The 25,466-nt window shown below is 36.6% G+C and carries 15 protein-coding genes and 1 pseudogene; 12 read left to right on the top strand and 4 right to left on the bottom strand.

Going from position 1 to position 25,466, the window contains the following annotated elements; translation table 11 throughout:
- Window positions 1-166: 166 nt before the first annotated feature.
- The 8 genes and pseudogenes from HAV12_RS18185 (at window position 167) to HAV12_RS18145 (ending at window position 17,429) form a co-directional block, all read left to right on the top strand.
- On the top strand, window positions 167-622 hold the full coding sequence (locus tag HAV12_RS18185; RefSeq protein WP_171570904.1) for a T9SS type A sorting domain-containing protein: 456 nt from the start codon (window positions 167-169) through the stop codon (window positions 620-622).
- Window positions 585-7,321 (top strand): annotated as a pseudogene (locus HAV12_RS18180) (RHS repeat-associated core domain-containing protein). Before HAV12_RS18185 ends, HAV12_RS18180 begins: the two are co-directional and overlap by 38 nt.
- Before the next feature lie 10 nt (window positions 7,322-7,331).
- Entirely contained in the window at window positions 7,332-7,775 is a 444-nt protein-coding gene (locus HAV12_RS18170; RefSeq protein ID WP_171570902.1) for a DUF4304 domain-containing protein, read from the top strand.
- A gap of 159 nt (window positions 7,776-7,934) precedes the next feature.
- Window positions 7,935-8,651 (top strand): hypothetical protein, encoded by a 717-nt coding sequence (locus HAV12_RS18165; protein ID WP_171570901.1) that lies wholly within the window; start codon window positions 7,935-7,937, stop codon window positions 8,649-8,651.
- Window positions 8,652-8,739: 88 nt separating this feature from the next.
- Window positions 8,740-9,168: a hypothetical protein gene (locus HAV12_RS18160; protein WP_171570900.1), complete on the top strand. Its 429-nt coding sequence runs from the start codon at window positions 8,740-8,742 to the stop codon at window positions 9,166-9,168.
- A gap of 606 nt (window positions 9,169-9,774) precedes the next feature.
- Window positions 9,775-9,954, top strand: a complete 180-nt coding sequence (locus HAV12_RS18155) for a hypothetical protein (RefSeq protein WP_171570898.1) — start codon at window positions 9,775-9,777, stop codon at window positions 9,952-9,954.
- 2,059 nt (window positions 9,955-12,013) lie between these two features.
- Entirely contained in the window at window positions 12,014-14,920 is a 2,907-nt protein-coding gene (locus HAV12_RS18150; RefSeq protein WP_171570896.1) for an FAD-binding and (Fe-S)-binding domain-containing protein, read from the top strand.
- Window positions 14,921-15,485: 565 nt separating this feature from the next.
- Complete coding sequence (locus HAV12_RS18145; RefSeq protein WP_171570895.1) at window positions 15,486-17,429, top strand: amino acid permease; 1,944 nt, start codon at window positions 15,486-15,488, stop codon at window positions 17,427-17,429.
- Between the two features lie 48 nt (window positions 17,430-17,477).
- Here the strand turns inward: HAV12_RS18145 and HAV12_RS18140 are convergent, their stop codons facing one another.
- Window positions 17,478-17,732 carry a hypothetical protein gene (locus HAV12_RS18140; protein ID WP_205423332.1) on the bottom strand — a complete coding sequence of 85 codons (255 nt, stop codon included), beginning with the start codon at window positions 17,730-17,732 and terminating at the stop codon, window positions 17,478-17,480.
- Window positions 17,733-17,825: 93 nt separating this feature from the next.
- On the opposite strand from HAV12_RS18140, the gene HAV12_RS18135 reads away from it, so the two are divergent.
- Window positions 17,826-18,920 carry a DUF695 domain-containing protein gene (locus HAV12_RS18135; protein WP_171570894.1) on the top strand — a complete coding sequence of 365 codons (1,095 nt, stop codon included), beginning with the start codon at window positions 17,826-17,828 and terminating at the stop codon, window positions 18,918-18,920.
- 286 nt (window positions 18,921-19,206) lie between these two features.
- On the opposite strand, the gene HAV12_RS18130 is transcribed toward HAV12_RS18135, so the two are convergent.
- Window positions 19,207-20,409 (bottom strand): aminotransferase class I/II-fold pyridoxal phosphate-dependent enzyme, encoded by a 1,203-nt coding sequence (locus HAV12_RS18130; protein WP_132036111.1) that lies wholly within the window; start codon window positions 20,407-20,409, stop codon window positions 19,207-19,209.
- A 403-nt stretch (window positions 20,410-20,812) separates the two neighbouring features.
- On the opposite strand from HAV12_RS18130, the gene HAV12_RS18125 reads away from it, so the two are divergent.
- The 3 genes from HAV12_RS18125 (at window position 20,813) to HAV12_RS18115 (ending at window position 23,827) form a co-directional block, all read left to right on the top strand.
- The gene (locus HAV12_RS18125) at window positions 20,813-21,268 is read left to right on the top strand and encodes an Lrp/AsnC family transcriptional regulator (protein WP_042566586.1); all 456 of its coding nucleotides are present in this window, start codon (window positions 20,813-20,815) and stop codon (window positions 21,266-21,268) included.
- Window positions 21,269-21,692: 424 nt separating this feature from the next.
- Window positions 21,693-23,096 (top strand): dihydrolipoyl dehydrogenase, encoded by a 1,404-nt coding sequence (gene lpdA / locus HAV12_RS18120; protein WP_132036109.1) that lies wholly within the window; start codon window positions 21,693-21,695, stop codon window positions 23,094-23,096.
- A gap of 167 nt (window positions 23,097-23,263) precedes the next feature.
- Window positions 23,264-23,827 carry a lipocalin family protein gene (locus HAV12_RS18115; RefSeq protein WP_171570893.1) on the top strand — a complete coding sequence of 188 codons (564 nt, stop codon included), beginning with the start codon at window positions 23,264-23,266 and terminating at the stop codon, window positions 23,825-23,827.
- A gap of 38 nt (window positions 23,828-23,865) precedes the next feature.
- Here HAV12_RS18115 and HAV12_RS18110 read toward each other — a convergent pair whose 3' ends face one another.
- Together HAV12_RS18110 and HAV12_RS18105 are read right to left on the bottom strand one after the other, a co-directional pair.
- Window positions 23,866-24,243, bottom strand: a complete 378-nt coding sequence (locus HAV12_RS18110; RefSeq protein ID WP_132036105.1) for a DoxX family membrane protein — start codon at window positions 24,241-24,243, stop codon at window positions 23,866-23,868.
- A gap of 206 nt (window positions 24,244-24,449) precedes the next feature.
- On the bottom strand, window positions 24,450-25,349 hold the full coding sequence (locus tag HAV12_RS18105; RefSeq protein ID WP_171570892.1) for a DUF4349 domain-containing protein: 900 nt from the start codon (window positions 25,347-25,349) through the stop codon (window positions 24,450-24,452).
- Window positions 25,350-25,466: the final 117 nt, after the last annotated feature.

Below are 25,466 nucleotides of genomic sequence, written 5' to 3'. Positions count from 1 at the left end.
ATGATTTGCTTTAATTGGCTTCTACCCCTTTCTAATACAGCATTTGGTCAAAAATACCCAGTTTCCGGTAGCTTGAAAAAATCACGGAAAGTGGGTATTGCGTCATTTTTATTTTTAAGCTTATTTCGTACGATACAATAATTTTTTATAAAAATAAATCTTACAAATGAAAAAAGAATTACTACTTCTGGTATTCCTCGTTTGCTTATTCTCCCATGCACAAACCCCTAAAATTGTGTTTGAATATGATGCTGCCGGCAATCAGACCAAAAGGTATTTGTGTTTAAAATGTCCCTCGGCAACGGGTAAAAGCGATCAGACAAAAGAAGCCGGGGCTTTGGTGGAGGAAAAGATAGTACCCTTTTCATCGCAAGAGGTTCTTTCTTATTATCCCAATCCGGTCAAAGAAGCTTTATACCTGAAATGGAAACAGCAGGAAAATAATGGGGTGACCTCCGTTCAGGTTTTTTCTTTTTTAGGTCAGGTTTTAGGAACCTATTCCGTTGGCTCAGGTGTCCATGAGCTGAGTCTCCCTTTTCAAAATTACTCCGGAGGAATTTATATCGTAGTGCTGTACTACAGTAATGGTTCTCAGAAATCTATTAAAATTATCAAAGAATAACGATATGAAAAATTTTTACTTTGTCCTTGTTTTTTTATTGGGTTTATTCGTCAATGCCCAGACAACACCAACAGGTTCTTCAACAGAAGTGGGTGTGACGGAAGGAGAATTGTCTGTTTCGCTTAGCGGTGCGGCTAATTACAAAATTCCGATTAAGGTACCACCCGGAATTAACGGTGTGGTACCCCAAATAAATTTATCGTACAATAGCCAGTCCGGAAACGGAGCTGCAGGCTACGGCTGGAATATCGGCGGTATTTCAACCATTACGCGCATCCCGTCAACCCGATTTCACAATGGCAATGCAGGCACGATTAATTATTCTATTTCAGATAATTATGCCTTAGACGGTCAGCGTTTACTGGTGAAAAACGGCGAACAATCACTTTACGGCCGAAACGGCACCGTATATGAAACGGAAAATTATTCTAATGTAAAAGTGACCTCCTATGGTGTCGTATCATCTAACCGTGATATCGGTCCGGAATTTTTTGTGGCAGAGTATCCGGATGGTTCCAAAGCGTATTATGGATACGAAAGAGGAAACAATTCTAATTCCCGCGGTGCCATTCATTATGCTATTACCTATTGGGAGAATGCCCAGGGGCTGAGGATTAGTTATTCCTATTTTCCGCATTATAACAATGCCCTGAATATTGCCTCTGTTAAATATGGTGCGAGAAATGATGGTACGGCTCCACATGAAATAAATTTTATTTATACCAATAAATTCAAACAGGAAATTCAGATCGTTGCCGGACTGCAAGTACGCGATGATTTGTTGTTAAGCAGTATCACTACGAAAAGTTCAGGAGTTGGTTTTCGCAATTATGTCCTGAGCTACGATCGTTCCTCGCTTGGCTATGAAAGATTAACTGCCCTTACGGAAAAAACAGGGGATAATGCTAAAAGCCTCAACCCAACCGTTTTCACCTATGCCGAAAATCAAACGGCCTATACACCGTCAATGGAACTGACCAGTACCGGTTTGAATAAATTTACCACAGAAGGTATTGCAAGAACCCCGTCAGGTGATTTTGACGGAGACGGTGAAAATGAGTTGTTACTTAGAAAAAATGGCATTACCCTGGGTAAAATAGCTGATGATTACTCCGTTCAGGAGGTTTCCAGTACCGGTTTATTGTCATTAGGACTTCCGACAGAAGAGTTTCCAAGAGGAATTATAAATGTGTTGGACAAGGACTTAAAAATCCCTAAAAACCAGAGATTTTATTCCCTTAATGTAAGTAACAGTGAAACAGATTACAGGTATAAGATTTTTAATTATAACCCCGATTCAAAAAAAGTGGTATTGGATTATGAAAGAATATTTCACTCCGGTGCAACAGTGGCACTAAGAGGAGAGAATCAAAATACCGGCGGATTATTTACGGGTGATTTTGATGGGGATAATTTAACGGACGTGATTCGCGTACATAATGAAGTGAATGGTGTCAGTCAGGTTGAATTTTTTAATTTTGACAGGAGAGTTACTTCAAATTGGGTAACCAACATCGGCTCTCTGGATATTGGAGTTAAAACGTTTAATCTGGTTCCTAATGTTTCTAACGGATTGGCCGTCATTACCGGTTCCTCAATTCTTGAACAAGGAGATATTAACGGCGATGGAAAAATGGATTTAATTCTTTTTAGGGGGGCTCCGTACAATGATATTAAAGGCTATACCCTAATAGAAGGTAAATTAGCAGAAATCATTAGCTGGAAACAGGACTTGCCGGGAGATCTTGGCAGCGGTTTTTTTCAGCAACATACGGCTAATATTAATACTACCATAATAGGAACAGGAATTCAAAGGTTTCCTGTTGTAATCGGTGATTATAATGGCGATGGTAAAAGTGATATTTTATTGGTGGCGCTTAAGAAAGTATTAATTGCTACAGCGGGTAAATATTTTATAGAGGAATTTTTGCCTGAATATTTTCCTGCGCTGGAATATCCGTATACGGTAAGTTTTATGGCAGTAGATTCCAATAATGACGGCAAGTCCGATATCGTTCGGTTAGAACCCAAAAGAACGGAATATAAAGAAAAATATACCGCTCCGGAAATATACCAATCCGGAGATAAATTTTATGTACGCTATGTACAGGCATACAATTACTACTACGATTATGGAATTAAAATCGACTCTTATTACAGACCCGGAGTCAATGCGGCTTCCTGGAATTCCTTTGGTTTTGACAAGATGCTTAAAACCTATAAAAACGATACCAATCCATCGGATGATAATGCATTCAATTATATGGTATTGGCTAACGTAAAGAAAAAAAATCCTTTAAAAACGGAATTGGTTCTGATTGGTGCAGCTGAAAATAAAGGGACTGCAAGAATTTCAGTTTTTTCCTGTACGAATTATATGTCAGATCAGCATTTACTAAAAAATATTACTTTAGGGAATGGAGTAGAGGAAAAAGTAACGTACAGTGCCTTAAAAAACGGGAATGGCGTTTATGAAGCAGGCAGCCCACAGCTTTATCCCAACCTGACTATTCAATACAGCCCGGAGTTTAAGGTCGTATCTCAAATCGATTATCCCAGTGATGGACAATCAAAAAAGGAATTTAAGTATTATGGTGCTATGCTAAATGTGGAAGGTTTAGGGTTTTTAGGTTTTCAGGCAACCATGAGAACCAATAGGTATGATCATGCTGACACTCCAATAATTTCAACTGTTTCCAAAAATAATTTTCTTTTAAGGGGGGCGAATGTTGAAAATTACAGCGTGGAAGGCATGGTATTGCCTTCTGCTGAAACGCCGGCATCTTTTATAGCACAATCGAAATTTAGATATAACAGACCGGAAGAAGCCTTACAGCCTAATAAAGTTTTTAAGCTTGTAAATATAGCAGCAGCTGATTTTGATGGATTGGCCGGGACCCGCACGGAAACCACAACAGAATATGATTTCTGGAATAATCCGGTAAAAATAACAAGTGTAGTAAAAGATGGAGCATTAGCTATAGTACAAAAAACAGAAACGAATATCGGGTATCAGAATCCTGTTGGATCTCCATACCTTGTGGGCAGGCCTAAAAGTAAAATGAAAACCATTTTTTACAACGGCGATGTGGCAACAAGCGAAGAAGTATATAGCTATAATCCGCAGCAATTACTTTCCCAGGTTAAAAAGAGGGCTGATGCCACCACCAGTTACATTACAGAAGACAACAGCTATGATTTATATGGGAATATCATTTCTAAAAAAATAACGGCAGGACCCAATTCCAGAGCTGCAGGCTGGGCGTATGACGCTTCGGGCAGGTTTCTGACAGCAAAAACAGATATGGAGTCCTTAAGAACCACTTTTGCGTACTATCCAAATGGCACGCTGAAAACAGAGACCAATCCGTACGGACAAACTTCAACATATGAGTATGACGCCTGGTTCCGAAAAATAAAAGCAACAAACTATCTGGGTAAGACCATCACTTATGCCTATTCAAACCTTATGTACAACACCATCATTACCGCAACCGCAGAGGATGGCAGTGCCACAATGGAAAGCTTTGACGGTTGGGGCAGAAAAGTAAGAGAAGGCAGTAAAAACATTGCCGGAAATTTCTCTTTCGTATATTATCTGTATGACATTTACGATCGACAGTATAAAGTAAGTGAACTCTATTTCGGAAACGTTCCGCGCCAATGGAACGAAACTAAATATGATAGTTACGGCAGGGTTACAGAAAACATTTCGTTCACCGGAAAAACCACCAAAATTACTTATTCCGGTTTGCGTACCACGGTAAATGACGGCACAAAGTCAAAAACGACAGTTAAGGATGCCATCGGAAATGTGGTTGCTGTAACCGATACTCCGGGCGGTACAATAAATTATAGTTATTATGCAAACGGTAATCTGAAAGAAACCGATTATGACGGCATAAAAACAAAAATACTTCAGGATAAATGGGGCAGGAAAACACAGCTTGACGACCCTTCTGCCGGTATCATTAAATATACTTACAATGACTTTGATGAACTTATTAAAGAGGAGAATAAAAACGGAATTACCACTTATAAATTAAATGCTTCAGGAAAGCCGGAAGAGAAAACAATTGCAGGACCAAAAACGGATTCCAAGACCACTTATGTCTATAATGCTGCGACAAAACTGTTAACGGGCAGTACCTTTACGGACTTTAAAAACGGAAGTACAACTATAAGTAATTCGTATGCATACGACAATTGGCAAAGAGTCAATAAAGTGATTGAAACGACTCCCTATGCCACTTTTACTAAAACTTTCGGGTACGATGCTTTTGGAAGAGTAAGCACGGAAACGTATACTGCGGCAACAGTTAGCGGTAAAACAAGTACCAAAACGATCACAAAAACTTATAAAAACGGAAGCCCTTACCAAATAAAGGACAATGCAACCGTGTTATGGCAAACGGACGATACAAGCCGATACGGATCATTACTTTCCGGCACCTTTGGCAATGGCATAAAAGTAACGAATTCTTATAATGATGAAGGCTATGTAAACAGTAAAGATTTTAGTTTAGGAACAACAAGCGTACTGAAACTGGAAACCTCTTTTGATGCTCAGACCGGAAATTTGAAAAATAGAAAAACCAGTCTTTTTGATTTCCCTGAGGACTTTAGCTATGATTCGTTAGACCGGCTTACGGCTATTGGTACCGGCGTACCATTTTTAAATAACACCTTCAGTACTTCCAGTACAGAAGGATATCAGTCAGAAAAAGGTACATTGAGTATTTCCGGAGGAAGGCTTGTTGCGGTCATCGCCAATACTGGTGTTGCGCTTAAAAAAACGTTAGCAACCGGAAAATCTATTGGAGATGAAATAACATTGAGTTTTGATTTACAAAAAGTGGTTGGTTTCGACCCTTTTATTGCTTACATCGAGGAACAGGATCCGGTAACGCTGAAAAAAAATAAAATTTTTAAAACAACAATAACTTCATCGACAAAGATAAACATAAGCCACAAGGTTAACCAATATACAGATTTAAGTTTAATAATAGAGAAAATGAGTGGTTCTATTCACAATGTAATTCTGATTGATAATGTGATAGGGAAAGAAAAAAGTACGATTGCCCAGGAATATGATGCCAAAGGCAGAATTACGTCAAATGAGCAGGGCACTTACAATTATCCAACAAGCGGAAAAGTATACCAACACTCGTCTGTTGACCTTACCCCAAAAGCCTTGCCTTATTATCAGGGCAAAGCCACTCAGATTATTACGTATAACACTTTTAATAGTCCCGATCAGATAGAAGAAGTGGGTCTGGAGAAAGTAAGTTTTAATTACAATGATCATAATGATCGAAGTACGATGTTTTACGGCGGAGTGCAGGATAAGCTCTTACGACCTTACCGAAAACACTATTCTGCTGACGGTACCATGGAGATTAAGGAAAATAAAACAACAGGAGCAGTTGAATTTACCACCTATATAGGAGGTGATGGTTATACGGCGCCTGTAGTATTAAGAAGTGATGGAGGAAGCAGTCAAAATTATTTATATTTACACCGCGATTATCAGGGGTCTATAGTGGCCATTACCAATCAGTCTGGAGTAATTGTAGAAAAGCGATTGTTTGATGCATGGGGTGGTGTACAAAACGTACAGAACGGAGCTGGTATGCCGCTATCGGGTTTAACCGTTTTAGATAGAGGGTACACCGGTCATGAACATTTGCAAAGTGTGGGTATCATCAACATGAACGGACGTATCTACGATCCTAATTTGCGTCGTTTTTTACAGCCGGACGACAATATTCAGGATCCGTTTAATACCCAGAATTACAATCGTTACGGCTATGTTTTAAACAATCCTCTTAAATATACAGATCCAAGCGGTGAATTTATAAACGTATTTTTGGGTTACCTTTTATCAGGATATATAATGGGGGCCTATGCCAGCGGAGGCGAGTTGAACCCTGCCAAATGGAATTCTTCGGCTTTTATTACTATTGGCGCAGCAGGGGCATCAGCGGGTGCCTCAGCAGTGGCAACAAATTTCACGAATAATTACCTGGATAATTATAATAAACCACCGGAACTGGGGATTAGTGCAGTGGATGTCCTTAACTTTTTTCCTAAAATTAATGATAGTTTTGAAAACGGTCTTAATCAAAGAGTGGTTGATGTTTATGATTTTTTTGACCATGAAGTTTCGAGTTCATCTTATTGGGCGAATACGATAACTGATTTTGGAAATGATGTTAAGAATGGCAGAAGCTTGTTCTTTAATGCCAGTGATGCGTATCAGTACGAGTTGTTTAATAATGCAGTAAATATGTCAGTGTACGATTGGGCATATACTGCTGGATACAGTGCTCCTGATATGGCAGCATCTTTTGCTGTTCCTTATGCTGCTGATGGAATAGTATCAAAGATTGGTAATGTAGGAATTATTGAGGAAATAGCTATTACTAGAACTTATACTAAGTCCAGTCTATCGCTAGGAAGAGAGATGCATGCTGCGTATAAAGCAAATTTAGCTGATAATATCACTAAATTTAAAGAATTTACTGGAATCAAAGGAATTCGACCTGATTTTGTAGATTTTAGTACAAGAACTATCTATGAGTTAAGCCTTACAATCCTAATCAAATAAAAGTAGGTACAAGGCAATTGTTTAACTATAAAGTTCATTTTGAAAAGAATTATGGAGGAGTTTGGAATACAGTTTTAGATCATTATTAATAATAACTGAATGGAAAAAAAAGAGTTATCTAATATTTTAAGTGAAGTACTTCTGCCTTTTGGCTTTAAGAAGAAAAGCGATTATTGGGTTTTAAATCAAGATATAATTATCAAAATTATTAATCTTCAAAAATCCCAATTTAATAATAGTTTTTACATTAATTATGGCTATGTATTAAAGTCAATTCCATTAACTGGAATGATGCATATTTACAATAGATTAACCTCGTCAAACATTGAAGAGAGAAATTGGATTTTGGAACTATTAAATCTTGAAAATGATATTTCAATCAATGAACGGACTACTGAGTTAAAAAAGATATTGCTCGAAATAATAATTTCCAGCATGCAGATTATTAATACCGAACAAGATTTAATAAATGAATTAAAGAAGAGGCCTCATTTAAATGATGTTCCACTGAACGTAAAAGAGCATTTAAATTTGATGGAATGATTGTAATGCAATATCAAAAATTAAAAATTCCGGTGACAAGGTTTTGATAGACTCATAAAAAATAATGGAAATTACAACCGTTACGGCTATGTTTTAAACAATCCTTTAAAATATACCGATCCTACAGGTGAATTTTGGACCATATTTGCGGGTTACCTTTTGTCAGGATATATAATAGGTGCCTATGCCAGCGGAGGCGAATTAAACCCTGCCAAATGGAATTCTTCGGCTTTTATTACTATTGGCGCAGCAGGGGCATCAGCAGGAGCCTCAGCAGTGGCGACAAACTTGACCAATAATTATTTGGATAATTATAATAAACCTCCGGTACTGGGATTTAGTGCTGTAGGGCCGGGGAATGATATTCACTCTTTTGTAGGTAGTACTAGTAGTGTAGGAGCACTGGTAAATGATAATAACTTAAATTTAGGTAATTGGTACGAGACCGGCGGTCGAGCGAATTGGGCTTTTGGGACTGCTTCTGCGATAGGAATCGTTAAAGGAAGTCTAAACTCAGAGCGAATGTATGCTGAAGGTATCAGAAGAGGGCTTTCTGGAAATTATCCGCTAACAGGAAGAAACCTTAGTTTGTTTAGAGAGGCTCCAATGACGAAAGCTACAATTCCGATATCGAAAGTGGGGGCATGGGGAGGTATATTAGGTAATGCCTCGTTTGGAGCAGGTGTTTCAATGGACTTAGTGGGTATAAGGATTTATATGAAAAATCCAAATTCTCCCAATGCTGTTCATCCGGCAAAAGCTGTATTAAATACAATTATGGGAGCTATGGGAAACTGGGGAGGGACTATTGGTGCTATTCCTTCTACACTTTATTTTGGCATAGATGCTTTTTATCCGAAAGGCTGGGGGGATTAGCAATAGATCAGGAAAGTTTATATCAAGATAACAGAGCTATTAATCCAAATTATCAGGCCTTTCCGGGTGCAATGAAACTATAAATATTATGAAATTTATCAAGAAAAGTTATTATTATTTTTTCTACAGGATTTACCGTTCTATAGAATTTACTTCAGAATTATCAGGAGGGAAGTTCCTAACATTTTTTAAGGCGGGTGTTGTTATGATTGCTTTAGAAATATGGATATTTTTTTCATTTGGTAATTATTATACTATTTGTACAAAAACGTTTGTGGAAATTACCTTTTCAATGCCGATTATATATATACCGTTATTAATTATTGTCGGGTTTAATTATTTCACATTAGACTATAAAGATAATTGGAAAAAATATAATGTCGAATTTGCCAATTATTCTAAGAGAAAAAATAGAATTGGAGGCTGGATTGTATTTGGAATAATTTTAATCATAATATTTAATTTGATTTTTTCATTTTATTTAATGAGTCAGGTAGATTGGAACCAATATCGTTAAAATTGTATAAACCACACCCGATCGCCCGGATATCCAAAACGATATCCGGCAGTCTGGGTGGGATTAGGAATAGATTAGGAAAGATTATATAGAGAAAAACAAAGCTATAAATCGGAATTACTAAGCCTTTCCGGGTGCAATGAAACTAAAAATATCATGAAATTTATAAAGAAAAGTTATTACTATTTTTTCTACAGGATTTACCGTTCTATAGAGTATACTTCAGAATTATCAGGAGGAAAATTTCTTACATTGTTTAAAGCAGGTGCTGTTATGATTGCCTTAGAAATATGGATATTGATATCACTTAGTGCTTACTATGCAATTTATACAAAGACATTTATAGGACTTTCTATTTCAATGCCTATTGCAATATACCATTAATGATAATAATAGCTTTTAATTATCTAACAATAGAGTATAAAGATAATTGGAAAAAATATAATGTTGAATTTGCCAATTATTCTAAGAGAAAAAATAGAATTGGAGGCTGGATCGTATTTGGGATAATTTTGCTTGTAATCAGTAATTTGATTTATGCATTCTATTTAATGGGTGAAGTAGATTGGAGTAAGTATCGTTAAAATTGTATAACTCTCTGTAAAATTGACTACTAAAAAAGGGAATATTGTCGGCTTAGCTTTGGACAATTGGCTGGAATATCTTGGTCCTTGGCTAACAAATACTGAGGCATATAACAGTTTCTTTTTTGGTAAAAATTCATCAGTTTATCAGGAGAGAGCAAGAACTAACGGCTGGTATGAGAGCCAAATTTTTAAAGATTAAATATTATGAAGATATATAAATTAATTTACTATCATTTTTTTCTTAAAAGTCAAAAGAAAAATAACGATCCTGAAGTTCCAGTGTATTTAATGCTATCAATTATACAGACAAATAATTTTCTAACTATAATTAATATCATACTCATTGTTTTAAATATCAATAATATATATGATATTAGAAAAGTTGCTATTATAGGACCAATCATATTTTGTTTTATTAACTATTACTATTTCTCTAAAAAAGGGAATGGACAAATTATAATTAGAGATAGTACCTATAATATTGGTAAATATTCCTTTCTATTATATTTATATATCATTATGTCTTTACTATTACTTATTGTGACATATTATTTTTATGTAGAATTTTAAAATTAACATTATTAGATAATAGTTTCTTTTTCTGAAAAATTCATCGACTTATAAAGCGCAGAGCAGGTTTAACAACTGGTATGAAAGTAAGATTTTTAAAGATTAATATTATGAAAATTTATAAGTATATCTATTATCATTCAGTTTCGCAAAGTTCTAAAAAAAATAATGCGCCGGAATTTAATGCATATAGTCTTCTGTCTTTTACGCAAACGAGCAATTTAGTAACTCTTGTAAATATTATATTAATTATCACAAGAATAAAAATTAATTATGATTTACGTTTAGTTGCAATTATTTGCCCTACACTATTTTATGCTGTGAATTACTATTATTTTACGAAGAAAGGAAAGGGTTCAATAATTATGAAGGATTGAAGTTACTGTTTAGGTAAATATTCTTATTTTCTCAATTTATTTACCTACTCGTCATTTATATTTGTTGTTATATCTTATTTCTTTTATAAGGAATTCTAACAACATTGAACATAGCTATTGAAATGTGCCATGAGAATTTACAAATATATTTATTACTTTTTTTATATAAAAAGCTCTAAAAAGAATGCAGTGCCTGAAATCCCGGTATATACTATGCTGTCTTTTATTCAGACGAGTAATCTAATAACAATTACTAATATCATTATGTTAATTACAAGACTTAATATTAATTACGATGTTAGAAAAATTGCTCTTGTCGCACCAATTTTATTATATTTTCTGAATTATTATTTCTTCACTAAAAAGGGTAATGGTGAAATTATAATTAAAGATGAAACTTATTCATTAGGAAAGTATTCTTTTTTGCTTGATGTTTTTGGTTTTGGATCTTTTCCTTTGGCAGTATTAACCTATTACTTTTATAGGGAATTTTAAGGGGTTATTGTTTGTTAAATTATTAGCTATCATGTTTTTAGTTTAAAGATATTATTGTGAATATTTATTGTCATACGAAGTCAGGAGACTTCATATGACAATACTTCGGAGAACCGAGTTTGAAATTAATATAATGATGGATGTTTAAATTTATAGAGCTTATTTTTATTTTCTTTTCAAAAATTTATATTTTCTTTTATAAAGAGAAATCAAATTATTGGAAAATATTTCCAATAGTAATCATGTCAACAATTTTGATGATTAATATTGAAATTGTTTTACTTCAGTTTTTTTATTTGAATAATTATTATGCCCTTTTTATAATACTACCTTTAATACTCTTGAATGTTTTTTTCAGGAAAAGAGATTATAATTGGGGCAAATCAATATTCAATATCACTAACGCAAAAAGTTACTATCAGTACAATTATAATTGTCGATTTTATTATTATGGGCATTTTGTTAAATCTATCACGGAGTGCTTATATAGCTTCTCACTAATGTAATAATCAATAACAAAACCTCTCCTTGTTTCCTTAATAGCAATTCTATACTTGTATGGATTGGCTAAGTAATTTCAGCATTTTATGTATGTTGAGGTTTTTGTTCCATAAGCCTTCTCCCAATAGCGATCAGGATCGCAGGGTGACAATTCGGTTAAATTCCACTAAAAAAAATCCCAAATTCCAACTCTTCGGCTTCGCTCAGGGGACAATCGTAAAAAAACCTTTGAACCTCTGAACCTTTGCTTCTCTGTACCTATTAAAAGAACCTAAAAAAAAACTATTTTTGTAATTCATTTTCAGGTCATAAATAATGTCAATACTTAAGGATTTAGAACAATTATCAGCATCGTTTGAAGGAACACTTTTATACGATGATCTTCATAAAACACTTTATTCGACCGATGCTTCGGTGTACCGGATCAAACCCAAAGCGGTTGCATTGCCTAAAACCAATGAGGATATTACAAAGCTGATTCGCTTTGCGGCAAGACACCAGGTTTCGATAACGCCCAGAACAGCCGGAACATCCCTGGCCGGACAAACGGTTGGCGACGGAATTGTGGTCGATGTTTCTAAGAACTTTACCAAAATCCTGAATTTTGATCCCATTCAAAAAACCGTTACGGTGCAGCCCGGTGTGATTCGCGACGAACTGAATTTGTTCCTGAAACCGCATGGCGTATTTTTCGGACCTAATACTTCGACTTCCAACCGCTGCATGATTGGCGGGATGGTCGGGAATAATTCTTCGGGAACGACTTCGATCCGATACGGAGTGACACGCGATAAAATTGTGGAGATTAAAGCGATTCTGAGCGATGGTTCTGAAGTTGTTTTTAAGGAACTGACTTCGGCTCAGTTTATTGAAAAAACCAAAGGCGATACTTTAGAAAATAAAATATACAAAAGCGTTTACGACGAATTGTCTGTAAAAGCAACACAGGACGAAATTGTAAAGGAGTTTCCGAAACCGGAAATTCACCGCAGAAATACCGGTTATGCCGTCGATATTTTGCTCAAATCGGATTTGTTTGGCGGAACGGAACCTACCATAAACCTGGGGAAACTGCTTTGCGGCAGCGAAGGGACGCTGGCCTTTACCACCGAAGTTACGCTGAAGGTGGATGATTTGCCACCGGCAAATAATATTATGGTAGTGGCGCATTACCACAGCATTCACGAATCGCTGGAATCGGTTGTGGTCGCTATGAAACACCATTTGTATACCTGCGAAATGATCGACGATACGATTTTGGATTGTACCAAAACGAATCGCGAACACATTAAAAACAGGTTCTTTTTGGTGGGTGAGCCCAAAGCGATTATGATGTTTGAAGTGGCATCGAATGATCCTGAAGATGCCGAAAATCAGGCCAATGCCCTGGTGGCCGATTTAGAAAAAAATAATTTTGGTTACGCACTTGTAAAAATTTACGGAGCCGATATAGATAAAGTAAACGAACTCAGAAAAGCCGGATTAGGACTTTTGGGAAGTATTGTAGGCGATAATAAAGCAGCCGATTCTATTGAAGATACGGCGGTTGAGGTCAACGACCTGCCGGAATACATTGCGGAGTTTTCGGCAATGATGCTGAGCCACGGTCAGGAAGCGATTTATTATGCGCATGCCGGTGCAGGAGAATTGCACTTGCGTCCGGTTTTGAATCTGAAGAAAACATCGGACTTAAAATTGTTTCGAACCATTGCGACCGATGTGGCAATTTTGGTCAAAAAATACAGAGGTTCGCTAAGCGGTGAACACGGTGACGGAATCGTTCGCGGTGAATTTATTCCGTTTATGATTGGGGAAACCAATTATGAACTGCTGAAAAGAATCAAATTAGCGTTTGACCCGAATTCGGTTTTGAATATCGGCAAAATTGTTAACGCCTTAAAAATGGACGAAAACCATCGTGTAGTTTCCGGAAGGGAAGAGCCGGATATTAAAACGTTTCAGGATTTCTCAGACAGTTTGGGGATTTTGCGTGCGGCCGAAAAATGCAACGGATCGGGGGATTGCCGAAAATTGCCGTCGGCAGGAGGAGCGATGTGTCCGAGTTATCGTGCGACAAAAAATGAAAAAGAAACCACGCGTGCCAGAGCCAACGCATTGCGTGAATACCTGACGTATTCGGAGAAAGAAAACAAATTTGACCAGAAAGAATTATACGAAGTTTTTGAATTGTGCGTAAGCTGTAAAGCGTGTGCCAGCGAATGTCCGAGTAATGTAGACGTTGCCACTCTGAAAGCCGAATTTTTATACCAATACCAAAAAGCAAACGGATTCTCGACGCGAAACAAAATTTTTGCGCACAATGCCAAACTGAATAAAATGGGAAGTATTTTTCCGTCGATCACGAATTTCATTTCGAATCAGTCGCTGGTGAAGAAAAGCATGGGTATTGCGCCGGAAAGACAGGTTCCGTTGCTGGCGAAAAAGACTTTTAGAAAATGGTACGACAATCAGAAAAAGCAAAACCATGATTTCCCGAACGGGCAGGTGTATTTGTTTAATGATGAATTTACCAATTATTACGACGTGAATATTGGTATTGACGCTTTCGAATTGTTGACAAAGTTAGGGTATGAAGTTTTGGTTGTGGATCACGAAGAAAGCGGCAGAACCTATTTGTCGAAAGGATTTCTGGAAGAAGCCAAAAAGATCGCCAATACAAACGTTGGTATTTTTAAGGATTTAATTTCCACAAAAGCGCCATTAATTGGGATTGAACCATCGGCAATTCTGACTTTCAGGGACGAATACCTGCGTCTGGCCGATGATAAGGAAGCGGCTGAGAAGTTGTCTCAGAGTGCTTTGACCATAGAGGAATTCTTTAAAAGAGAAATTCTTGACGGTAAGATTACAGCGGAGTCATTTTCGGAAGAAAAAAGAGAAATCAAAATTCACGGACACTGTCATCAGAAATCACTGAGTTCTGTAGAAGCGACTTTTGCGATGCTGAATTTACCGACGAACAATGTAGTTACGATTTATAATTCAGGCTGTTGTGGAATGGCAGGTTCTTTCGGATACGAAAAAGAGCATTATCAGGTCAGTATGCAAATGGGCGAGGACACTTTGTTTCCTAAAGTGCGTGCCACTGCTGAAAATGTAAAGATTGCAGCGGCCGGAACCAGCTGCCGTCACCAAATTTTTGACGGAACCAGCAGGGAAGCCCAACATCCGGTAAGTATTCTGAAAAGCTGTCTGAAGTAGCAGAATAACCACGGATGACACTGATCAAACTGATTAACACGGATTAACACGGATTAACACGGATTAACACGGATTAACACGGATTTTTATCCGCGAAATCTGCTAAATCTGCGGGAGAAAATTTTAGCACTCTCTATAGTCTGTGAATGTAAAAATACTCCCGCAGATTTGGCAGATTTAGCAGATTTAGCAGATTTAGCAGATTTTTTTTGGCAAAGTCTAAAGATATACCCGCGTTGGTCTATTTTATCGGTTAGATCGTTAGGTAAAAGAATAACCACGAATGACGCAGATTAAGCGGGTTAACACGGATTTTAATCTGCTGAATCTGCAAAATCTGCGGGAGTTTTAATCTGCAGCAAAAACAATCAGCGTAAACCTGTTTAATCCGTAAAACCCGCGTGCCATAAAAAACAGGTTCCGGAAATTAAAACAATTTGTGTTGAAAAAAATCGTGCTAAAACAAAATCGTTTTATATATTTGATTTCAGGATAAAATTTGCATTATTTGCAAAATAAAAGCATAAAGTTAGAATTATATTAATTTTTAATCGTAAAACCATATATGGCATTTTCAAGTTTATTTCGGAAAAAAACCGTACAGGATATCCTGAAGCAAGTTGCAAAAAACGAGGCAGACGGTCATAATGCTTTAGGAAAACACTTAACAGCACGTGATTTAACTGCTTTTGGTATTGCTGCAATCGTTGGTGCAGGAATTTTTAGTACAATCGGTAAAGCCAGTGCCGACGGAGGACCAGCAGTAATCTTCTTGTTTCTTTTTACAGCAGTTGCCTGTAGTTTTGCGGCATTTGCCTATGCAGAATTCGCATCGATGGTGCCGGTTTCAGGAAGTGCCTATACCTATTCGTATGTAGCTTTTGGAGAAATAATAGCCTGGGTAATTGGCTGGGCGCTGATTATGGAATATTCGGTCGGAAATATAACCGTCGCCATATCGTGGAGTGATTATTTTACAGGACTCCTCGCCAGCGGAGGTATTCAGCTCCCGCAATGGGTTCAGATGGATTACCTAACCGCTTCAAACGGATTTGATAACGCAACAGCTTTAATGCACAGCGGAAAAGCATTCGCAAATTTAGAACCCGCTTTACAATCGGCTTACACGGCCTGGACGACGTCACCGGTCTTATTTGGTTCGTTTCACTTTGTGGCCGATCTTCCTGCTTTATTAATCATTATCTTAATTACCGCATTGATCTACCGCGGAATGAAAGAATCCCGTAACGCCAGTAACGTCATGGTTGTGGTAAAACTTTGTATTGTACTTTTGGTAATTGCGGTAGGTGTATTTTATGTAGACACGGCCAATTGGGATCCGTTTGCACCAAATGGTGTAAGTGGGGTTCTAAAAGGAGTTTCAGCCGTATTTTTTGCTTATATAGGTTTTGATGCTATTTCTACAACGGCAGAAGAATGTAAAAATCCACAGCGTGATTTACCACGCGGAATGATGTGGGCGATTATTATCTGTACGATTTTATACATTGCCATTGCTTTGGTGCTGACCGGAATGGTAAGTTATAATCAGTTAAATGTGGGTGATCCGTTAGCCTTTGTATTCGAAAAATTAGACCTGAAATGGATGTCCGGAATTATCGCCGTAAGTGCTGTAATTGCTATGGCGAGTGTTTTACTGGTTTTCCAGATGGGTCAGCCGCGTATCTGGATGAGTATGAGCCGTGACGGATTGTTGCCAAAACGTTTTTCAAAAGTGCATCCGAAATATAAAACACCTTCTTATGCGACTATCGTAACCGGTTTTGTAGTTGCGGTTCCGGCTTTGTTTTTAAATCTTACTATGGTAACAGATTTATGCAGTATCGGAACTTTATTCGCCTTCGTTTTGGTTTGCGCGGGGGTTTTGGTTTTACAAAATAAACCGGAGATACCAAGAGGAAAATTCAAGACGCCTTATATCAATTCACAATATATCATGCCGGTTTTATTAATCATCGGATTGGTTTTTGCTTTTGGATATAATAAAAAAGCCACCATGAGTTTTATTACGAACGAAACTCAAATCAATAGTTCAGCGGACATTATTACTTCACTGGATAAAAACGATTCTGAAAAAGTATTCCATTATTTAAAAAGCATTGATGTTCAGAATAAAACTGCCGAAACATCAGATTTAGAACATTTGTTAGGGCAATATCAGTCGGATGATGCGAAATATGCTGAGGTTGTAAAAGGCTTGCCAATAGATGACTCCTTAAAATACGAAAGCGGATTTAGCTTATTCAAACACAAAATTCCAATGTGGATTTTCTTATTTGTTCTGGCTGGATTAACCGTTTGGGCTTTCAGACAAAAATTATCATTAATTCCGCTTTTAGGTTTGATCTGCTGCTTGTATATGATGGCTGAATTAAGTGTCTGGAACTGGATTTATTTTACGGTTTGGTTGCTTATAGGGCTTTGTATTTACTTTGGCTTTAGCCGAAAAAACAGTAAATTGAATTTTATTGAAGAGACTGGAAACTAAAAAAATAGAAGTAAAAAGTTATAGGTAAAAAGCCGTTCTGAATCTCAATCAGAACGGCTTTTTTTGGTTTTTTTTTTGCCACTGATTAAAAGATTCGCGCCGATTTTTAATCTTTTTAATCTTTCCATCTGTGGCTAAAGCTTTTTTTTGACCCACAGGTTTTGCGGGATTAAACAGGTTTACACGTTTTTTGCTACTGATTAAAAGATTCGAGCAGATTTTTAATCCCTTTAATTCTTTATCCCGATAGCTATCGGGAGTGGCTAAAACTTTTTTTTGGCACGGGGTTTTTCCTTTATACATAAAATTATTTTATATAAAAATATTCTTGCATATTACCGCAACAAATTTTTCCCTTAATTTGCCGACGGTAAATTTTAAACTTAATTTTAATACATGAATTTTCTTAAAAATATATTTGGAAAGAAAGAGCAAGCTATAAAATCATACGGCGATTTCTGGGATTGGTTTTTAAAGCACGAGAAAGAGTTTTTTCAAGTGGTACAGAAAGGCGATACTATACATAAGGATTTCTTTGAGTTACTATCTCCAAAACTGGACGAAATTCATGATGGCATTTATTACCTGACCGGAATGCTCGACGATCAAACTGCTGAACTGATCCTGACACCGGACGGAGCAATAAAAAATATTTATGTGATTGAAGAGTTTATTAATGCCGCCCCTAAAATTGAAGGCTGGACATTTACGGCTCTGAAGCCAGCATCAGATATTAAAGATGTTAGTATCAATTATGAGGGCTTTAAATTTAATTCAAAGAATTTAAAATTTTATCCCAATTTGCATAAAAATTATCCGGATGAAATTGATCTGACGATTGTTTATGATGATTTTACAGAGGATAAAAAAGCTGCGGCAGCCAATGGAGTTTATATTTTCCTGGATAATTATTTAGGTGAATTGCATGCCGTTACTTTAATAGATAATATGAAAGTAGTCGGAAACGAAGGTACTTCGGAAGAGTTAATTCCGATAGAAAAATTAAAGGATTATTTAATCTGGAGGGAAAAAGAATTTGTTGAAAAATATGAAGGAATCAGGCACAATACTGAAAATGATGGTTATGCAAATTTTGAAGGAAAAAGAAATGAGGGTGGAATTGTTTTAGCACTAATCAACACAACAATCTTAGAATGGGATAAAAAAGCTTCCCATCCCTGGATTTTTATTATATCAATTCCATTTAAGATTGTTGATGAAAGCGGTTTGCCTGATCGCGAAACTTATAAGCTGTTAGATGAAATTGAAGATGAAATTAGCGCTGAGCTGAAAGATTTAGAGGGTTATTTAAATATTGGAAGAGAAACAGCAGATGGTAAAAGAGAGATCTTTTTTGCCTGTAAGGAGTTTAGAAAACCGCCAAAAGTTTTAGATACCATAATCAAAAAGTACAGTCAGACTCCTGAAATAAGTTATGACATTTATAAAGACAAGTATTGGCAATCGTTCAGGCATTACGAACAAAACTAAATAAAAAAAAGCCATTCTGGATTATTTCCAGAACGGCTTTTTTTTTGGGTGTTTTTTTGCCACGAATTGCACGAATTTTCGCGAATTATTTTTTCTGCCACTTTTTTGGCACGCTGTTTTTTACAGGGTAAAACGGTTTATATGTTTTTTGCCACTGATTAAAAGATTCGCGCCGATTTTTAAATCTTCCAATCTGTGGCTAAAACTTTTTTACGCCTGGAGTAATGAACTATTTTAATTCGCGAAAATTCGTGCAATTCGAGGCAAAAAACAAACTATTCCAATTTTACAAAATCCCAAGCTCGACCATACAGGCTTTCATCATCTCGTAAGTACGCTGAATATCATTGTCTAAGCCAATAGAGAAACGAATTAAACCATCCGTCAGTCCCATCTCTGCCTGTTCTTCCAGTGGAATCTCGCTGGAAGTCGAAGTTCCCGGTGCGCTAAACAGCGTTTTGTAAAAACCTAAACTCACGGCCAGGTAACCTAAATTTCTGGCCTGCATTAATTCCATTAATTCATTGGCTTTATCAAGAGTGCCCACATCAATTGTCATCATCCCTCCAAAACCATATTCCGGATTAATCATTGTTTTATACAATTCATGACTCGGGTGACTTTTTAATCCCGGATAAACTGTTTTTAAACCGTCGGCTTCAAATTGATCGGCGAGAAAATGAGCATTATGACTGTGCTGTTTCACACGGATATGAAGAGTTCGAAGATTTTTCATGACACTCGCAGAACGTAAACTGTCCATAGTCGGTCCCAGAAGCATGCTCGCGCCACTATTTACATTTTTCAAAGAATTGATAAACTCCTTAGAAGCACAAGTCACACCGCCCACCGTATCGCTGCTCCCGTTAATATATTTCGTTAAACTATGAATTACAATATCGGCACCCAGTTTTGCAGGAGAAACGGACAAAGGCGAAAACGTATTGTCAACCACTAATTTCAGATTATGCTTTTTTGCAATTTTGGCCAGGCCGGCAATATCGGCCACTTCCAATAACGGGTTGCTTACGGTTTCGCAATACAGCACTTTTGTGTTGGGAGTAATGGCAGCTTCTACAACATCTAATTTTGTAATGTCCACAAAACTGGTTTCAATGCCAAAACGAGGCGTAAAATTTTTCAGAAAAGCATACGTTCCGCCATAAATGGTTCTGCTCGAAACGATATGATCTCCCGCGCCGCACAACTGTAATAACGTAGGCGTAATGGCACCCATTCCCGAAGCCGAAACGTTTGCTGTCTCCGTACCTTCCATAGCGGCCAAAGCCTGGTCCAGGTATAAGTTACTGGGCGAGGAGTGACGTGAATACAGGTAACAGCCTTCCATATTGCCTTCAAAAGTATCAAACATAGTCTTGGCAGAAAGAAAAGTATACGTCGATGAATCTGAAATCGACGGATTCACACCGCCAAATTCACCAAAATATTGTAAATCCTGAATCTTGTCTGCTGGGTTAAAGTCTTTCATAGTTTTTTTGAGTTCTATTTATCGTTTTTATAATTGCCATTGAAATTTGTAATTGTCATCCTGAGCGAAGTCGAAGGATAAGGACCTATTCCAGCTTTTCGTTTCAAGTCCTCATAAAAAATGCAAGTTTCTAATGTTCCAAAAAGAGCTTCCGCTGGTCGCTTTTTTAGAACAGGAAACTTTTGCCTTTTTTATTCCGGGCTTTACTCTTCAATCTGGGCTAGGGCTCTTGTTTTCACAAGAAATACAGGTCAAAATAACAGTTTATCAGAAAAATAATCAATGATGTGATTCGTAATTAGATTTTAAAACTATTTATAGTTTTAAATAAAGATTATTTATCTAAATTTGATTAGTAAAACCTAAATCAATAGATTTTCTTTCATCTCCAAAAAACAATAAAATGACTTTAGACGCCACCGATAAAAAACTCCTCGTTTTATTACAAACCGACAGTAAAAAGACAACCAAAGAATTGTCCCTAAAACTCAATCTCTCTGTAACGGCGGTTTACGAACGAATTAAAAAATTGGAGCGCGAAGGAATTATCAAAAACTACGTGGCTTTGGTCGATAAAACCAAAATCGACAAAGGATTTGTAGTTTTCTGCCATCTAAAACTCATTCAGCACACCAAAGAATTCCTGACCAAATTTGAAAGCGAAGTCATTAAACTAAACGAAGTTTTAGAATGCCACCACGTAAGCGGCGATTACGACTACATCCTCAAAGTATTGGTAAAAGACATGGAAGCCTACCGCGAATTCCTCGTAACAAAACTTACAAGTTTACAACACATTGGCAGTACACAAAGTATGTTTATGATTAGTGAAGTGAAGAATTCTACGGTTATTTTTTAAGGTTCTGAGTTGCTGAGGTTCTGAGGTTCTGAGTTTTTAGTTACAAAGGTTCAGAGTTGCAAAGGTTCAAAGGTTTTTTAGTTTCAGGTTAAAACTTGCGTCTTTGCGACTTTGCGTGAAAAAAACTGGGATACTGAGTTTTTAGGTTCATAGGTTCAGAGAGACAAAGCTTCAAAGGTTTTTCATGAATCGTCACATTTAAAAGGAGACGCTAAAACTATACCTTACAAATAACAAAAATCTGCTTTATCTGCTAAATCTGCGAGATTAAAAAAGAAAAACTTACCGAACCTTGCGTAAACTTCTTAAAGCTCTTTGCGGTAAAACCGACAACTTAAATTTCACACAAAAAACATTGAGATTTAAACTTTAAACAAAAGTTTATTCCTTAATTTTGTATCGCTAAAAATAAAACAGACAAACTATGAGTTCATTTGACGTAGTCATTATAGGTTCAGGACCGGGCGGATATGTATCAGCAATTCGTTGCGCACAATTAGGTTTCAAAACAGCAATAGTAGAAAAGTACACCTCTTTAGGAGGAACCTGCCTTAATGTAGGCTGTATTCCATCAAAAGCATTATTGTCTTCTTCTCACCATTATGCAGAAATTGCACATTTTGCCGATCATGGAATTGAAGTTTCCGGAGAGGTAAAAATCAATTTAGAGAAAATGATTGCCCGTAAACAAGCAGTTGTAGATCAAACCGTGGGCGGAATCAACTACCTGATGGATAAAAATAAAATTACGGTTTTTAATGGTTTAGGTTCATTCGTAGACGCGACTCACATTGCAGTAGCTAAAGCAGACGGAACTTCAGAAACTATCGAAGCAAAATATACTGTTATTGCAACAGGTTCAAAACCATCTTCTTTGCCATTCATTACAATTGATAAAGAAAGAATTATTACTTCTACAGAAGCTTTGGCTTTAAAAGAAGTTCCAAAACACTTAGTTATTATTGGCGGAGGCGTTATCGGTATCGAATTAGGACAAGTCTATTTACGTTTGGGAGCACAGGTTTCCGTAGTAGAATTTATGGACAGAATCATTCCGGGAATGGATGCTTCTTTGTCTAAAGAACTGACTAAAGTATTGAAAAAACAAGGAATGAAGTTCTATGTTTCCCACAAAGTAAAATCAGTAGAAAGAAACGGTGATGCTGTTGTTGTTCAGGCTGAAAATGCAAAAGGAGAAACAATTACCCTTGAAGGAGATTACTCTTTGGTATCTGTTGGTCGTCGTCCTTATACAGACGGATTAAACGCTGACAAAGCCGGAGTTAAAATTTCTGACAGAGGGCAAGTTGAAGTAAACGATCATTTACAAACGAATGTTCCTAACATTTACGCAATCGGAGATGTTGTTCGTGGAGCAATGCTGGCGCACAAAGCAGAAGAAGAAGGAACTATGGTTGCTGAAATCTTAGCAGGTCAAAAACCACATATTGATTATAACTTAATCCCTGGTGTTGTCTACACCTGGCCGGAAGTTGCTGCCGTTGGACAAACGGAAGAGCAGGTTAAAGCTTCAGGAACAGAATATAAAGTTGGAAGCTTCCCGTTTAAAGCCTTAGGCCGTGCCAGAGCGAGTGGAGATTTAGACGGATTCGTAAAAATTATTGCGGATGCTAAAACAGATGAGGTTTTAGGTGTTCACATGATTGGAGCCCGTACAGCAGATTTAATCGCAGAAGCAGTTACTGCAATGGAGTTTAAAGCTTCTGCCGAAGATATTTCAAGAATGAGTCATGCACACCCAACTTTTGCTGAAGCCGTAAAAGAAGCAGCATTAGCCGCAACAGACAACAGAGCATTACACGTATAATTTTTACGTAAAATATATTTGGCCGCCGGAATTTACATTCTGGCGGTTTTTTTTTGTTTTGTAATGTATTGATTCGTAACTTTATAATATATAAAAATCAAAAATAATTCTGTAAAATGATTTGTGGATTGTGGTGTTAGCTTTGTGAAAATATAAAAGACAACATCATGAAAAGTAAATATATAGCTCCGCTTTTGTTAGGAGCTGGAATTGCGTTTGCACTTTATTCCTGCGGTTCTACTATTCCGGACAAAGCAGCGGCCGTCACTAATTTTGACAAAGCAAAATATCTTGGCAAGTGGTATGAAATTGCGAGATTGGATTTTAAATATGAAAAAGGTTTGAACAATGTTACGGCAGAGTATTCTCTGAATGATAACGGAACCATAAAAGTGGATAACAGGGGCTATGATGTCAAAAAAGACAAGTGGGAACAGAGTATCGGGAAAGCCAAGTTTGTCAAAAAGGACAATGTTGGTATGCTTAAGGTCTCATTTTTTGGTCCTTTTTATGCAGGTTATAATGTCATTGCAGTTGAGGATAATTACAAGTATGCACTTGTTGCAGGAGAAAGCCTGAAATACATGTGGATTCTTTCCAGGGAAACCACGATTCCTGAAAGCGTAAAAGCCGATTTCCTGATCAAAGCCCGCGAAATAGGTTATACCGTTTCAGATCTGGTTTGGGTAAAACACGACAAAGACACTAAAAAAACAAACCCGACGATTTAAAAAATCAGTCGGGTTTTTTATTTGTAATGGAAAAGGATTTATACAGTGAAAACACTTTTATAATTATGCCAATATCTGTAAATCAGGAATATATTAGCTAAAAACAGTAATCCTGCAATAGGTAAATGTTCCGGTGACATGAAATAATTGATAAACAGGATGTTGATGGTAATGGGTAAGATCAAAATGTTGGCTAATGTTACATAACGGCCTGATACAAAAGCTAACCCACATATTAATTCGATTGATTTAGCTAAAGGCATTAAATAAGTGGAGGCAATTAAACCAACATTAAAAGCTTTGAAATTATCATTAGTCATTGGCTCTGCAGGCATTAAGTTGAAAAAGTAACTGATAGAAGCAAAAAGTAATAAGAGACCAATCAAAACTCGGACAATAATGGTAGCAATTTTCATAATACTAGGATTTTAGGTTAAAAAAATATAAATTATTTGCTGATAAACATCACAATTTGAATCCTGTAATAAAATAAAGATTATTTTTTAGGTCGTTTATTAAGAATTCTTCAATCAATACAATCCTATTTTGGGATTAATCTAAGCCTATATCAAATATAATGAATTTTTTCTTATTAAATTACTGCTTTATTAACACTTTTGGATTATTTTCTACTATATTTTTGATATAAGAACCAGCCTGCAACACCTAATAAGATAAACGGCCATAGATTCAGCAGAAAAACAAAAATAGCTTCAAGAATATACCAGCCGCTCTTTAAAGAATCAATCACCTGAATTCCTAAATTAGGCTTGTATTCACGACTATCTTTTTCGCTTGCGGTTATTTCTTGTTTAATCGTTTCATTCTGATAAAGCTGAAGCGTGATGGTACTAAAGTTAATCTGATCCTGCATCGATAAATGATCAATTACAGCAGAATCTTTTGCTTCTTTTTGGCTCGCCAAAGTAGTTTCGGCTTCCATAATATCGTTTATTTTTTTGCCTTTGGTGTCAATGACTTTCTCTACTCTTTTTTCGGTAACAGCACTTCTTTTTTGGGAAAGCTGATTGGATAACAGTTTAAGCGAAACATCATCGGCTTTGATTACCCTGAAGTCCAGAAAATCAATTTGTCTGGCAATGGTCTTGATCACGGTGTCCAGTTGAGTATTGGGTACACGAATGGTAACATTGTTTTCTACCGTATATTTTGTAGTTTCCAAAGTGCTGTCCTGACTGATTTTAGTTTTAATTTGTTCCTGAATGTTACTTTGCAGATTGGTATAAGTCACAAAGCCTCCAAATTTCTGAACAGCATTTTCAATGGCATAAGTTGATTTTGCCACATTTCGAACTTTAAATTTCAGATCAGCAGTTCGGATGAATTTTTGTTTGCTGTCTTTTTTCTCTACTGCTGCAGAAGATGAAACTACTGTACTGTCTGCTGTCTCGGTAGTATAATCTGCAGTTTGATCGCCGGTAGAGCCATCCGATTTTTTACAGGAAAAGAGTAATGCGATCACGACCAATGTTGCCAGGCTTAATTTTGTAATTGTTTTCATAAAAGGTTAAAAGGTTGATTAATAAGGAAGTGATTTACACGTTGTAAATACTTTTTTTGTTTTAGAATTCTTTATCAAATGCGAAATAAGTTTAATACCGGTATTAATCTCGTGTAC

It is taken from the genome of Flavobacterium sp. CLA17 (assembly GCF_013112255.2).
Classification (GTDB): Bacteria; Bacteroidota; Bacteroidia; order Flavobacteriales; family Flavobacteriaceae; genus Flavobacterium; species Flavobacterium circumlabens.
Note: the sequence above shows the minus strand (reverse complement) of the source record. Positions and strands in the feature narration are given on the sequence as shown.